The 13,387-nt window shown below is 43.7% G+C and carries 13 protein-coding genes; 4 read left to right on the forward strand and 9 right to left on the reverse strand.

Annotated elements, in window-relative coordinates; all coding sequences use genetic code 11:
* From Q1X33_RS09770 to Q1X33_RS09785, 4 genes are all read left to right on the forward strand, one after another.
* The gene (locus Q1X33_RS09770) at window positions 1-1,608 is read left to right on the forward strand and encodes an ABC transporter substrate-binding protein (RefSeq protein WP_002323465.1); all 1,608 of its coding nucleotides are present in this window, start codon (window positions 1-3) and stop codon (window positions 1,606-1,608) included.
* On the forward strand, window positions 1,609-3,093 hold the full coding sequence (locus Q1X33_RS09775; RefSeq protein WP_034869507.1) for a glycoside hydrolase family 32 protein: 1,485 nt from the start codon (window positions 1,609-1,611) through the stop codon (window positions 3,091-3,093).
* A gap of 175 nt (window positions 3,094-3,268) precedes the next feature.
* Complete coding sequence (locus Q1X33_RS09780; RefSeq protein ID WP_301969656.1) at window positions 3,269-4,261, forward strand: LacI family DNA-binding transcriptional regulator; 993 nt, start codon at window positions 3,269-3,271, stop codon at window positions 4,259-4,261.
* Between the two features lie 51 nt (window positions 4,262-4,312).
* Window positions 4,313-5,182, forward strand: a complete 870-nt coding sequence (locus Q1X33_RS09785; protein WP_005230455.1) for an ROK family protein — start codon at window positions 4,313-4,315, stop codon at window positions 5,180-5,182.
* A 441-nt stretch (window positions 5,183-5,623) separates the two neighbouring features.
* On the opposite strand, the gene Q1X33_RS09790 is transcribed toward Q1X33_RS09785, so the two are convergent.
* The 9 genes from Q1X33_RS09790 to Q1X33_RS09830 all read right to left on the reverse strand — a co-directional run bounded on the left by Q1X33_RS09790 (window position 5,624) and on the right by Q1X33_RS09830 (window position 13,365).
* On the reverse strand, window positions 5,624-6,163 hold the full coding sequence (locus Q1X33_RS09790; protein WP_002323461.1) for a DUF1697 domain-containing protein: 540 nt from the start codon (window positions 6,161-6,163) through the stop codon (window positions 5,624-5,626).
* A gap of 274 nt (window positions 6,164-6,437) precedes the next feature.
* Window positions 6,438-7,829 carry an oxaloacetate decarboxylase subunit alpha gene (locus Q1X33_RS09795; RefSeq protein WP_005230457.1) on the reverse strand — a complete coding sequence of 464 codons (1,392 nt, stop codon included), beginning with the start codon at window positions 7,827-7,829 and terminating at the stop codon, window positions 6,438-6,440.
* Window positions 7,826-8,380 carry a citrate lyase holo-[acyl-carrier protein] synthase gene (citX, locus tag Q1X33_RS09800; RefSeq protein WP_050759624.1) on the reverse strand — a complete coding sequence of 185 codons (555 nt, stop codon included), beginning with the start codon at window positions 8,378-8,380 and terminating at the stop codon, window positions 7,826-7,828. The genes Q1X33_RS09795 and citX overlap by 4 nt, the downstream gene beginning before the upstream one ends.
* Window positions 8,361-9,893: a citrate lyase subunit alpha gene (citF, locus tag Q1X33_RS09805; protein ID WP_005230461.1), complete on the reverse strand. Its 1,533-nt coding sequence runs from the start codon at window positions 9,891-9,893 to the stop codon at window positions 8,361-8,363. The genes citX and citF overlap by 20 nt, the downstream gene beginning before the upstream one ends.
* Window positions 9,894-9,895: 2 nt before the next feature.
* Window positions 9,896-10,783 carry a citrate (pro-3S)-lyase subunit beta gene (gene citE, locus Q1X33_RS09810; protein ID WP_005230463.1) on the reverse strand — a complete coding sequence of 296 codons (888 nt, stop codon included), beginning with the start codon at window positions 10,781-10,783 and terminating at the stop codon, window positions 9,896-9,898.
* A complete protein-coding gene (gene citD / locus Q1X33_RS09815) occupies window positions 10,771-11,079 on the reverse strand; it encodes a citrate lyase acyl carrier protein (RefSeq protein ID WP_005230465.1) in 309 nt (102 codons plus the stop codon). The genes citE and citD overlap by 13 nt, the downstream gene beginning before the upstream one ends.
* Window positions 11,080-11,091: 12 nt before the next feature.
* Complete coding sequence (citC, locus tag Q1X33_RS09820; RefSeq protein WP_005230467.1) at window positions 11,092-12,087, reverse strand: [citrate (pro-3S)-lyase] ligase; 996 nt, start codon at window positions 12,085-12,087, stop codon at window positions 11,092-11,094.
* Between the two features lie 12 nt (window positions 12,088-12,099).
* The gene (locus tag Q1X33_RS09825) at window positions 12,100-12,225 is read right to left on the reverse strand and encodes an OadG-related small transporter subunit (protein WP_008381833.1); all 126 of its coding nucleotides are present in this window, start codon (window positions 12,223-12,225) and stop codon (window positions 12,100-12,102) included.
* 24 nt (window positions 12,226-12,249) lie between these two features.
* A complete protein-coding gene (locus tag Q1X33_RS09830; RefSeq protein ID WP_005230469.1) occupies window positions 12,250-13,365 on the reverse strand; it encodes a sodium ion-translocating decarboxylase subunit beta in 1,116 nt (371 codons plus the stop codon).
* Window positions 13,366-13,387: the final 22 nt, after the last annotated feature.

The raw sequence follows: 13,387 nt of genomic DNA on the forward strand, positions 1-13,387 counted from the left end.
ATGAAAGCAAAATGGATGCTGCCAATCGTTTTTACTTCCGTACTAATTTTGGGGGCTTGTGGAGGCTCAAAAGAAAAGAGTACATCAAGCCCTGATTATGAATTAGAAAATGTCTCTTTTCCATTGAAAGAAAAAGTATCTTTAAAAATGATGTCTCAAAGTGCCCCTTTGGCTCCCAATGATCCTAATGACAAATTGATTTTCCAGCGATTAGAAGAAGAGACCAATCTCCATATTGATTGGACAAACTACAGTAGTGATTTTGCCGAAAAAAGAAATTTGGATATCGCTAGTGGTGATTTACCAGATGCCATCTTCAACGCCGCTGCAGGTGACTATGATTTATTAAACTGGGCGGAAAGTGGTGTTATTGTACCGATTGAAGATTTGATCGAAGATTATATGCCAAATCTGAAGAAAATTTTTGATGAAAACCCCGAATACCGACAAATGTCTACTGCACCTGATGGTCACATTTACTCTATGCCTTGGATTGAAGAATTAGGCGAAGGAAAAGAGTCGATTCATACAGTAAATGGGATGGCTTGGATCAACAAGGAGTGGTTGGATAATTTGGGTCTTGAAATGCCGCAAACCACTGATCAGTTGATGACTGTGTTGGAGGCTTTCAAGACGCAAGATCCAAATGGTAATGGTGAAGCAGATGAAATTCCTTTTAGCTTTATTAACAATGGAGGAAACGAAGACTTAAAATTTTTAATGGGGGCATTCGGTCTAGGTGATAATGATGACCACTTAGTCGTTGATAACGATGGCCAAGTACAATTTACTGCTAACAAAGAAGGGTATAAAGAAGCCATCAAATATTTCAACGAAATGAATAATAAAGGTCTTATTGATAAAGAGGCTTTCGAACAAGATTGGAATACGTATGTTGCCAAAGGGAAAGAACATAAGTATGGCGTGTACTTTACTTGGGATAAAGCAAATATCACGGGTGCAGATGATAGTTATGACGTCTTGCCAGTCTTAGCGGGACCAGATGGAACGAAACACGTTACTCGTACGAATGGCATGGGTTTCTCAAGAGATCGTTTCGTAATTACTAGTGCGAATAAAAACTTGGAACTTACAGCTAGGTGGATAGATAAAATGTATGAACCGTTACAGTCTGTCCAAAATAACTGGGGAACCTACGGTGATGAAGCACAGGCGAATATTTTTGAATTAAAGGATGGTATGTTAAAACATTTGCCTTTAGAGGGGACAGCACCGGGGGAACTAAGACAAAAAACCGAAGCTGGAGGACCATTAGCAGTTCTTGATTCTTATTACGGCACAGTCACTACTATGCCAGATGATGCGAAGTGGCGTTTAGATTTGATGCATGACACGTATTTGCCATATATTACAGAAGACAATATCTATCCACGTGTCTTTTTAGAAAAAGAAGAAACAGATCGATTAGCAAAAATTGAAACAGATATGTGGGATTACATCTATCGCAAAAGAGCAGAGTGGATCACCGGCGGTAAAATCGATGAAGAATGGGAAGAATACCTTGCTGAATTGGAACGTGTAGGTTTGGAAGAATGGATTCAAATAAAACAAACTGGCTATGATAATTTTTTGAAGGGAGCACAATAAGTGTTAGTAGAAGAAACGGCGATTTTGGATAAAGCAAATCGATTTATTGAAATGATGCGAGGAAAAGTTAACCCTCAGTATCGACAAAACTATCATTTTTCCGCACCCATCGGGTGGATAAATGACCCCAATGGGTTTATATATTACAAAGGGCATTACCATCTCTTCTATCAATACTATCCTTACGATAGTCGATGGGGGCCCATGCATTGGGGGCATGCGCGCAGTAGTGATTTGGTCCATTGGGAAGATCTACCAGTAGCGTTAGCCCCAGATCAACCTTATGACAGCGGCGGGTGTTTCTCAGGAAGTGCAATTGAAAGAGACGGAAAACTATATTTATTTTATACAGGCTGTCAAGAAATTGATGGTATTAGCCATCAGCATCAATGTTTGGCGGTCTCTGAAGATGGTATTCATTTTAGCAAATACAGTGGTAATCCTGTGGTAGCAGAAAAACAGCTAGGTGAAAATGGGCTGATACAAGAATTTCGTGATCCTAAAGTAATTGTTCACAACGATGCTTACTATATGGTAGTAGCTACTAAATCTACACAGTCTACTGGTAGAATAGTGATGTTTCAATCGTCAGATTTGTATACTTGGCACTTTTACTCTGTGTTGCTAGAAGGGACTTCAGAGCAAGGAATAATGTGGGAATGTCCTGATTTATTCCATTTAGACGGACGAGATGTCTTAATCATGTCTCCGATACAAATCAAGAAGAACGGACTGGAATATCATAATATCAGTTCTACCATGGCTTGTATTGGTGAGGTAAACTGGGAAACAGGTCAGATGATAGTTGATAATTTCCATGAAATGGATTTTGGAATGGATTTTTATGCACCACAAACAACAACAGATCCTAATGGTGGACGGGTGATGATTGCTTGGATGCAGATGTGGGATCGTACATTGCCTACACATGAGTTAGGCCATCTTTGGGCAGGCTCTATGAGTTTGCCCCGAGAGTTAAGAGTGAAAAAAAATCGATTGGTACAAAAACCCATCTCAACTGTATATAGTCATTTAGTTTATCAACAAGGCAGTGAAAATATCGCAGTGACTGACACATCAGTCGTATTTCGAAACGCACTGTCGGATTCTTCATATTTACATCTAGTCGCAGATTTGGAGAAAGCAGAAGTTTTTACAATTGAATTACTGCGGTCTAAGACGGATTGTCTCAAACTAACTTATGACACTGCTAAACAGGTTTTTGAATTGGATCGTCAGAAACTAGGAAGAGAGCTTACAGGGGCGGAAGAAGAATCTCTGAATGTCCGAAAAGTTGAAGTACCTTTGATTGATAATCAGCTCGTTCTTGAGATTTTTAGAGATACCTCATCAGTTGAAGTCTTTATTAATGGTTTAGAAGTTATGACGGCTACTTTCTATGAGCTGGAAAAAGCTCGAGATATCTTGTTTCATTCGATTGGAGAAAGTCGTATTCAAGCTTTTGAAACAGCGAGTGTGAAATAAATGTTTGATTGCTTAGGCGATGAATCAATTATTTAATAGGTTTTGAAGGACAATTTTTTAGAAAAGAACAGATAGCTAGATTTCCCATGGCTTTGCTATTAGTATTTTGAAAAAATTAGTAATTTATGACAAAATTCATTATACTAAACTTGTGCAGAAATGTGAGGGATCAACTATGAAAGCAACAATGAAAGATGTCGCAAAATTAGCAGGTGTCGGATTAGGAACTGTTTCCCGGGTATTGAATAACGGCTCTGTTAAAGCTTCTACTAGAGAAAAAGTTGAAGCAGCAATGACAGAGTTAAACTATCAACCAGATTTTTATGCCCGGGGGTTAAAGATGAAGCATACGAATACGGTTGCTTTGATTCTACCCACTGTATGGCATCCATTTTTTGGCGAATTTGCCTACCATGTAGAAACAGCATTAGAAAGACAAAACTACAAGCTTTATTTGTGTAACTCCAGTGGGAATAGTGAAAAAGAACAAGAATATATCCAGATGGTTAGCCAAAATAAAGTAGACGGCATCATTGGAATTACTTATTCAGATATCGATGAATACATTTCGAGTAATCTGCCTTTTGTTAGTATTGACCGTTATTTCACTGAAGAGGTGATTTATGTGACCGCTGACAATGCGGCCGGTGGACGTTTGGCTGCAAATGAACTTTATCGCCGAGGATGTCAGAATGTAGCATATATCGGTGGGTACCAAGAAACACCGAATGAAACGAAGAGTCGTCGAAAATATTTTGAGATTGAGTGCCGTCAATTGGGGATTTCCTATAAAGCGTTAGATATGTTAGAACCTTTAGACCATCTCTCAGAACGTGTAACAAATTTTTTGTTAGAGAATCCCGATATCGATGGGATTTTTACGATCAACGATCCGATGGCATTAGCTGTCATTGGTATGCTTGAAAAAATAGGGAAAAACGTACCAGAGGATGTCCAAGTTATCGGATTTGATGGTCAAAAGATGACAGAAGGAGACCCTTATCTCGTCTCAACAATTGCCCAACCTACAAAGCAAATGGCGGAAGTGGCAGTGGCAAAATTAATTGCTGTCATTAATGAAGAGACAGTAGAAAAACGTACCGTATTGCCGATTGAATTTGGTGAAGGTGGAACAACGAAATCTTTAGTGAGAAACGATTTTGCTTAGTGCAAATACGTTTCTTTTTTTGAAAATGAGTGAATGAAAGGTGTAGATAAAATGTTATATGGCGGGATAGAAGCTGGTGGAACAAAGTTTGTCTGTGGGATTGGTAATGAACAATTACAAGTGATAGAACGGAAAAGTTTTCCAACCACAACACCAGAAGAAACGATGAAGCAAGTGTTTGATTTCTTTGATAAGTACAAAGGAAATATCGCATCAATTGGTGTAGGAGCATTTGGGCCTATTGATATTCAAATCGAATCAAGAACTTACGGATATATCACCAACACCCCGAAGTTAGCTTGGCAAAATTATCATTTTGTAGGAGCTTTGGAAAACGCCTTGTCGGTTCCCATCTATTGGACTACCGATGTAAATGCTGCTTGTTATGGAGAATATATGGCAGGGTATGGAAAAGGTAAAAATAGTGTTCTGTATTACACCGTTGGTACTGGTGTTGGTGGTGGTGCTGTAGTCGATGGAAAAATAGTCACAGGTTTCAGTCATCCTGAAATGGGACATATGCTCTTACAACGTCATAATGAAGATCAATTTGAAGGAATCTGTCCTTTTCATCATGATTGTTTGGAAGGGTTAGCCTCAGGCCCCGCGATTGAAAAACGCTTTGGAAGAAAAGCCCAAACCATTTCATTTGATCATCCTTATTGGGCGATTGAGGCAGATTATCTTGCTCAGTGTGTGTATAACACAACGTTACTATATGCACCGGAAGTAATAATTTTAGGTGGGGGTGTAATGAAACAGCCGCAACTACTCGAGTTGATTCGCCAAGCGTTTAAAGAAAAAATGGGTTCCTATGTGGATACCCCTACTCTCGAAGAATACCTACTAACTCCAATGCTTGCTGACGATGCAGGATTGATCGGCTGCTTAGCTTTAGCAATAAAGAAGTTGGAACAATAGCAGCATGTTAAAGAACGTGTGAGAGAGTTTTTATAGCAGTTAGGATAGATAAAAAGGTTAACTAAAATGTGAGCTAGAAAAAAGGATGGCTAATAATAGATGTTCATATATATTTTTTGCGTAATCGAATGTCGCAAATAAGAATTTTTTCTTTCGTTCTCGTCTTCAGTTATATTGTTGTCTAGCTGCCTCAAAATTACTTCTTAGTGCTTGGTTTTTGTTTTATCACAGATATTCATTATAGAAAGACACGATGTGAAAATCTATTATTCTCGGTAGTTTATTGCTTCTAGTTGGGATGATTGCGTAGAAACTTAACGTCAGTTAAAGTGCGTCACGAATAGTAGTAACGAGAACTAATGAGACATTAGAATGTTATAAGAAACCCGTCAGAAGAGTCTACCTGACGGGTTTTATAATTATTAGAAGGCTTGCTCCTCCTCACATCTTCGCAATCTTCCGCACCGTGTTGATAGTCCGAATCGTAATCTGTTTGCCGACGCTGGTACTGGCTGTTTTTTTCCACCAATTGGTTTTTTGATAGTCTTTGCGGATGTAGGACCAGAAGACGACGTCTTTGTAAGGGAAAACCTGTTCAAGGTTGGCATTTGGAGCCCCGAGTTTTTCAGATAACACCTCGTAGGTCAGTGAAGGCATCAAAAAGATCAGGTTGTCATAGATGGTTTTATCTTCCGTTCCTGACCAATCAGGTATATGGGCCAAGCGTTCCTGCAGCTCTGATTGGCGAATGATATAAATAGCGATATCAAAGGAAAAGTCGCGTTTGACCATTGTTTTAATCATTTCGGCAAGGGCTTGTGGATCATCTCCTTCACTGGAAAAAATCACATTGCCGCTATTCAAATACGTGACCACATCTCTAAACCCCAGTTCTTCAAAACCGGCTTTCAATTCTTTCATAGAAATTTTGTTCTTTCCACCGACATTGATGCCTCTTAATAAAGCGATGTATCGTTTCATGGCTAGCCCCTCCTTTAAAACGCTTCTTTTAGCTGATTATAGAATGGATGGAGCGGAAGCACAATCCTGGCTTCTCAGCTACCCAAAATACGTGAGCGAGAAGCGATTAATGCAAGCTTATTGGTGGAGTGGCCGTGGCGTACGTATTTTTGCACTGCTGATTAGTAAAAACGAAGAAACAGCCTATAGATGGTAATACCCCTCACAAATTTGCTAAAGCAAGCGAATTTGTGAGGGGCACTTTAAGTTGTTTTCTCTATTTCTGGTCTCATTGTTAATCCACCGCAATCCTCACAGACACTGTCTGTACGGGGACATCATAAAAGGGATCTTCTCGTCGGCCTAAAAAGTCTTGGGCTTGCTGAGGGAAGAGGGCGTACATCAGCACGTCTTCTTCGCTTTTGGCATACTCAGCGATTTCTTCCTTGAAGGCTGGCAGTTGCGGTGCCAGTAGATCAGCTGGTCTGACGGTGATCACTTCGGCATCTCCGATAATTGTTTCTTTGATTTCTTCGCTGATGGGTGCTGGCGATTGTCCATAAAGTCCTTTGACGTAATCTTTGATCTCACTTGGGACAAGTTTGTAGCGTTCTCCTGAAATTACATTCATCAAGGCTTGAGTGCCGACCATTTGCGACAATGGGGTCACTAGCGGTGGATAACCCAAGTCCGCTCTGACTTTTGGTACCTCTGCTAAGACTTCTTCATACTTGTCTTGCAATCCTTGTTCCGTCAATTGGCTGAGTAGGTTCGACAACATGCCGCCAGGTACTTGATATATCAAGGTTTTGGGTTCGATGTCTTTGACTTTTGGATTCAGCAGCCCTTCTTCACGGAAACGATCACGAACGGGATTGAAATGTTCTGCAATCTCAGCGACTTTCTGTAAATCAAGTCCCGTAGCAAAGCCGCAATCTTCTAAGGCGATCGCCACAGATTCGGTCGCTGGCTGACTGGTGCCGCCAGCAAAAGAGGAGATGGCAGTATCAATGATGTCTGCGCCAGCTTCCGCAACTTTCAAGTAAGTCATCTCAGCAATGCCGCTGGTGGCATGGGTATGGACTTCCAGCGGCAGATCGACCGCGTCTTTGATTCGGCTGACCAACTCGTAGCCGGTTTGCGGCGTCAAAACGCCTGCCATATCTTTGATACAGATAGAATCTGCGCCGAGGTCTGCCATTTTGTTGGCAAGGTCAACGAAGTAATCCACGGTATGGATCTGGCTAGTAGTATAAGAGATCGCCGTTTGACAGTGTCCACCCGCTGCTTTTGTGGCACGGATGGCAGTTTCCAAATTGCGGACATCATTTAAGGCATCAAACAAACGAAGAATGTCGATGCCGTTTTCGACCGATTTGGTCACAAAGTCAGCAACGACGTCATCGGCATAGTTTTTGTAGCCTAAGAGATTTTGTCCCCGTAAGAGCATTTGCAGTTTGGTCTTTTTCACTTCTTTGCGGATCGCCCGCAGTCTTTCCCATGGGTCTTCATTTAAAAAACGCAGGCAAGCATCGAAGGTCGCGCCGCCCCACATTTCTAGGGCATGATAGCCTGCTTGGTCCATGGTTTTTAGAATCGGCAACATATCGCTGGTAGGCATTCGTGTAGCGATCAGACTTTGTTGGCCGTCCCGCAAGACGGTTTCGGTAAATTGGATTTTTTTCATTCTTTCACTCTTTCCTGAATGATTTTACGGATCTGCCGCTGCATGTCTGCCACGCTATGAGTTCTAGAACGGCCACAAACTTTGGCGTCTTGTTCACAGACGTAGCAGCTTCTTGCAGGCAGTCCAATTTCGGTGCGGCTGATAGGTAAAAGCTGGTCTTGGGTTTTGGTTAAGACATCCAGATCCACCAACCGGCCGTAAGGATGATTGGTCTCAATCTGAACCATCATTCGTTTTAGTTCATAAGGATCTGTGGGCAGTACGAGATAATATTCTGGTCCGGTCTCCAAACTGCGGTAGAGGTTTGCCAGTGGAATTAGTTCCTTGACGACCTCTTCGATTTCCGTAATGAGTTCTTCAAAAACTGCGGTCAATGAGGCAGAATTTTTCACGGGACCAGGAATATTCATGGTGGCAACAAGTAATGCCGCTTTTTCATCCGCAGCGAGAAGCTCCCGTTGAAGGGAGCTTCTATTTTCTCGCGCCTGCAGCATGTCGGTTAGCGTCACAGGGGTTCCTGAAAATAGGGCATCAGACATTTTTGACCACATCAATGATCGTGCCATCGCGGTATTCGATCAAAGCGACGGTTTTTTCCCCGTACTTGATTGGTTCGGGTTGACCGACAATGCTGTAGGCTTTTTCTTTTAATTCTTCAATGGTGTATTGGGGAATATCCAATGCTTCAAAATGGCTGATCAGGTCTTCGCGAGCTGGATTGATGGCGATCCCGATTTCTGTGACGACGACATCAATGCTGGCGCCTGGCGTGACGATCGTGTTGACGGTATCGACGATCGTTGGGATCCGTCCCCGCACGAGAGGAGCGATCACTAAGCTCATTTTGCACGCCATACTGGTATCTGAGTGTCCGCCAGAAGCACCGCGGATCACACCGTCAGAACCGGTGATGACATTGATATTGAAATCCGTGTCGACTTCCAGTGCGGAAAGAATGGCGGTATCCAATTGATTGATAAACGCCCCTTTGCTTAACGGTGAGGCATACATATTGGCATCGATCTCGTAATGATTGGCGTTTTTTCCTAGCGATTGTGCGGAAGGGTGATCAAAGTCTTGGACATCGATCAGTTTTTCCACTAATCCTTCTTCTAACAGTTCCACCATGGCATTGGTAATGCCGCCAAGGGCAAAGCTGGCTTTGATCTCATCTTGGATCATTGCTTCGCGTAAAAAACGAGAAACGGCTAGTGCGGCACCGCCTGTTCCAGTTTGGAAGGAGAAGCCTTGTTGGTAGTAAGGCGAGCTCGTGATGACCTTGGCTGCATACTCAGCAATTAGCAATTCTTTTGGATTTTTGGTAAAGCGGGTCGCACCTTTTGCGATCCCTGCAGGATCACCGATGGCGTCGACTTCCACGACATAATCGACATCCGTTTGGGGAATGCTGATTGGGGTATTTGGAAACGGCACCAGAGTGTCGGTGATGATCACGACTTGGTCGGCGTATTTTGCATCGACCATTGCATAGCCCAATGAGCCGCAGGTTGCTTTTCCGACGGTACCATTGGCATTGCCATACGCATCTGAGCTAGGCGCTCCTAAGAAAGCGACATCGATGTGGATATCGCCGGCGGCAATCGCACGAGCCCGACCGCCATGAGAACGGATAATGACTGGGGCATCCATAATGCCTTCGGAGATTGCGGCACCGACTTTGTCCCGCAGACCGCTAGAGGTGATATTGGTCACGACCCCAGATTTGATATGTCCGATCAATGGTTCATGGACATTCGCGATGGAACTAGGGGCAATCGCAAGATTCTTGATGCCCATTTTTGCGATCTCGTCCAAAACGAGATTCATGATAAAGTCCCCTTCGCGAAAATGATGGTGGAAGGAGATCGTCATGCCGTCCGTTAGCCCTGTTTTTTCAATGGCTTCACGTATGCTGCCTAAGACCTTGCTTTTGCCTGGCAGGACTGGCTCGATCTTGCGACTCGCTTCTTTGTAGGCATGGATATTGGCCGTTTCATTTTCAAAGACCCCGTATTGGTTGGCATAGCATTCAGGGATGTCTTTTCCTGCTTTGTTTAACACCATAATTACACTTCCTCCTCGGTAATCAATTTCGCTGCTTTGGCAAGGGCGATCACGCGTTCCGCTCGCTCAACGATTGGTTTATCGACCATTTTGCCATTCAAGGAGATCACACCAGAACCTTTGCTTTCGGCTTCGCGAATGGCCCAGATCACTTCTTTGGCCTGTTGGATCTCGGCTTTTGAAGGCGCATAGATCCCATTGACTAGGGGAATCTGCCGTGGATTGATCACTGATTTTCCGTCAAAACCAAGCTGCTTGATGCGAGTCGTTTCAGCGATAAAGCCATCGGTGTCATTGATATCAGAAAAGACGGTATCGATGGCGGCGATCCCTGCAGCTCTAGCTGCATGCAAGATCATACTGCGGGCAAACAACAATTCTTGCCCATCTGGGTAGCGACGAGTCTTCATATTGGTGACATAATCTTCTGCCCCTAAAGCGATCCCGATCAAACGATCGGAAGCTGTAGCGATGTCTCGGGCATTTAAAACGCCTTCGGCAGACTCGATGGCAGCCATCATTTTGGTGGTTCCTACAGGCAGATCGTTTTCTTCTTCTACTTGTGTGATCACAGCGGCAACGTCAATGATATCTTGGGCGGTTTCGGTTTTCGGTAGACGAATGACGTTGACCCCCGCTAGGACCATCGCTTCGATATCAAGGGCACCCACCGTGTCGAGGCCGTTGATGCGTACGACGGTTTCGATGGCAGAATAGTCAAAGGTTTTTAAGGCAAAATGCACCAGTGTCCGAGCGGAGTCTTTTTCATTCAAGGAGACCGCATCTTCTAAATCAAACATAACGGAATCGGCGCCATACAATGGTGCATCCCGTAGCATGGCAGCATTGGCTCCTGGTACAAACATCATCGTTCTTCTTAAACGTTCCATGTGTCGATCTCCTTCCAAGCATACTGTTCTTGTTCGGCGGCCCGATGAACGGCGGTCAGAGTTCGGGCTTTGATGGTACAGTCCAAGGCGCCTTTATCGGTGGCGGTGATTTTGGCCTGTGTCACGCCTAGATGGTTCAGCGTCTCAAGGATGACGGCGCGAATTTGTTTGCCGAATTGTTTTTCGACACTGCTATCGAGGGTCAGCTCGATGGTTTGGGTTGTGGTAGGCTCGATCGCGATCAAGATATCACTGGATTCAACAGAGCCAGCAACCGCACTTTTTTTGATTTCCACTTATTATCACCTCTAAATATAGTTATGCTGCATTAAAAATGAGAACGTTGTTTCTGGTAAAAATTGCTGCAAAGAAAGTAAATTTTTTTCTGCAATCGCTTTCCGAACGTTTGTAGCCGAAACGGTTGATTGGTTGATCTTCAGACGGTCGATCACGATCAGTTCAAGCTCGGGAGAAAAAACGGCAGCCATGGCCTCGTTGTAGAGTTGGGTCACGGGCGAGTAAGGCTCTGAGCCTACAAAACGCGTAGTGATCGCCAACAGCGGGGCAATTTTTTCTTTGAAGAGGGTTGCATCAAAAGCGGCTTGTTTTTTGGCGATCGCCTCAGGTGCTTGCTCTTTCAAGAAATAACTGGGAAAGACCGCCGAGGAGACGAGATAGTTGTTGGTCGGCAGCACCGTTACATTTGGCAGATGAGCCACACCATCCGTCACCATCTGCAGCCGTTCGCTGGCAGAAAATTGCGAGCGGTCTTCTGATAAAACGAACACATAAACCTGTTCTTTTTGACTCGCAGCCGTTTCGACTAAGTACAAATGTCCTTTAGTAAAAGGATTAGCGTTCATGACGATCGCGCCGTTGTTTTGTCCAATTCGCTGCCGTTGCAGCTGTTGGGCATAGCTTTCAAAAGAAGGAACGCCTTGTTCCATGAACAAGATGTCTTGTGCTGCCAGCACTTCACGAAACCCGAGGGATTCAAAAAACAGGCGGTTTTTCGGTGCTGTATAGACGAAGGACTTGGTGAAGCCTTCGTCTTTGATATGATCGCTAAGGTGTGAAATCAATTGCGTCAACAGCTGTTCGGAGCGTCTTTTTTCACAGACCACCACATACTTGATGATATTGGCATAGCAAGAAGCAGTAGCAATCAAGGTTTGCTGGTCAAAAATGCCGACGGTATAGGCTACCTCTTCACCGACGGCTAAGCCAGCACGGGTGATCAATTTTTGCCATTGCAAAAAGACTTCTGGATCTTTTTGCAGCCAGATTCTTTTTAGGGTATACATACAATGCCTTCTTTATTTTTTTACTGGGAAGAGCTTCGACAAAAGCAAGGATGCGAAGTAGATGATCAGGATCACGACAAAGACGCCGCCCCAACCGAATAACAACAATTCAAATGAAGTCAGTAAATCTTGACTCATAGTTTTCCTCTCCTTTCTAGTGACCTAAGCAATCAGTGCCAGCAGTAAGCCACCGGCGATGACCGAAGCAATCTGTCCTGAAACGTTGGCACCGGCTGCATGCATCAAAATAAAGTTTTGCGGATCTTCATCTGTCGCCATTTTTTGGATGACCCGACTAGACATTGGAAACGCAGAGATACCAGCGGCACCAATCATTGGATTGATTTTTTCTTTACGGAACAAGTTCAGCACTTTCGCAAACAACACGCCGCCGACCGAGTCCATAATGAAGGCAACCAGCCCTAAACCAATAACCATCAATGTATCGACTTGTAAGAATTCTTCATATTGCATTTTCACAGAAATTGATAAACCTAGGAGGATACTAATGATATTCACTAGTTCGTTTTGAGCAGTGATGGACAAACGATCCAAGACACCACATTCCCGTAAGAGATTTCCAAACATCAAAAATCCAACCAGTGGCAATGAAACAGGTGCAATTAACCCTGCTACGATCGAGATCACGATCGGGAACAAAATTTTGGCCGTTTGCGAAACTTCGCCGGCACGATACGACATACGAATTTTTCGTTCATGCTTGGTCGTCACTGCTTTGATGGCAACCGGTTGAATGATCGGTACTAGCGCCATGTAAGAGTAAGCTGCTACCATGATCGCACCCATATATTTCGAGTTCAGCGTATTTGCGACAAAAATCGAAGTCGGACCGTCAGCAGCGCCGATGATCCCGATGGAAGCTGCGTCGTTTAAATCAAAACCAAGCAACACGGCAACGATGATCGTAAAGAAGATCCCGAATTGCGCAGCAGCGCCAAACAACAAAAGAAATGGATTTTGTAGCAAGGGACCAAAATCGATCATCGCGCCAATCCCGATAAACAAAAGCAAGGGGAACAATTCAGTTGAGATCCCCATATCAAACAATACTTGGAACGGGCCAGCTTCTCCGCCAGCACTTAACACACCTGAGTTCGGGAAGTTCACTAACAACGTGCCCAATCCCATGGGTACTAATAAGGTCGGTTCATATTCTTTCTTGATCCCCAAATACATTAATAGACCACCGATGAACATCATAACGATCCGTCCCGGCTCCGATCCTAACCCGACTACACCTTCAATTAACGTTTCCACTACGTCACTTCCTTTTCAATAA

This window comes from Enterococcus sp. B2E4 (assembly GCF_030499455.1).
Classification (GTDB): domain Bacteria; phylum Bacillota; class Bacilli; order Lactobacillales; family Enterococcaceae; genus Enterococcus_D; species Enterococcus_D casseliflavus.

Bases quoted from the DNA above. Each gene is read 5' to 3' on its own strand.
- Q1X33_RS09785 (WP_005230455.1), top strand. From the start codon at position 4,313: ATGTTATATGGCGGGATAGAAGCTGGTGGAACAAAGTTTGTCTGTGGG.
- Q1X33_RS09780 (WP_301969656.1), top strand. From the start codon at position 3,269: ATGAAAGCAACAATGAAAGATGTCGCAAAATTAGCAGGTGTCGGATTA.
- citF (WP_005230461.1), bottom strand. From the start codon at position 9,893: ATGGTGTTAAACAAAGCAGGAAAAGACATCCCTGAATGCTATGCCAAC.
- citE (WP_005230463.1), bottom strand. From the start codon at position 10,783: ATGGAACGTTTAAGAAGAACGATGATGTTTGTACCAGGAGCCAATGCT.
- Q1X33_RS09825 (WP_008381833.1), bottom strand. From the start codon at position 12,225: ATGAGTCAAGATTTACTGACTTCATTTGAATTGTTGTTATTCGGTTGG.
- Q1X33_RS09790 (WP_002323461.1), bottom strand. From the start codon at position 6,163: ATGAAACGATACATCGCTTTATTAAGAGGCATCAATGTCGGTGGAAAG.
- Q1X33_RS09770 (WP_002323465.1), top strand. From the start codon at position 1: ATGAAAGCAAAATGGATGCTGCCAATCGTTTTTACTTCCGTACTAATT.
- citX (WP_050759624.1), bottom strand. From the start codon at position 8,380: ATGTGGTCAAAAATGTCTGATGCCCTATTTTCAGGAACCCCTGTGACG.
- citC (WP_005230467.1), bottom strand. From the start codon at position 12,087: ATGTATACCCTAAAAAGAATCTGGCTGCAAAAAGATCCAGAAGTCTTT.
- Q1X33_RS09795 (WP_005230457.1), bottom strand. From the start codon at position 7,829: ATGAAAAAAATCCAATTTACCGAAACCGTCTTGCGGGACGGCCAACAA.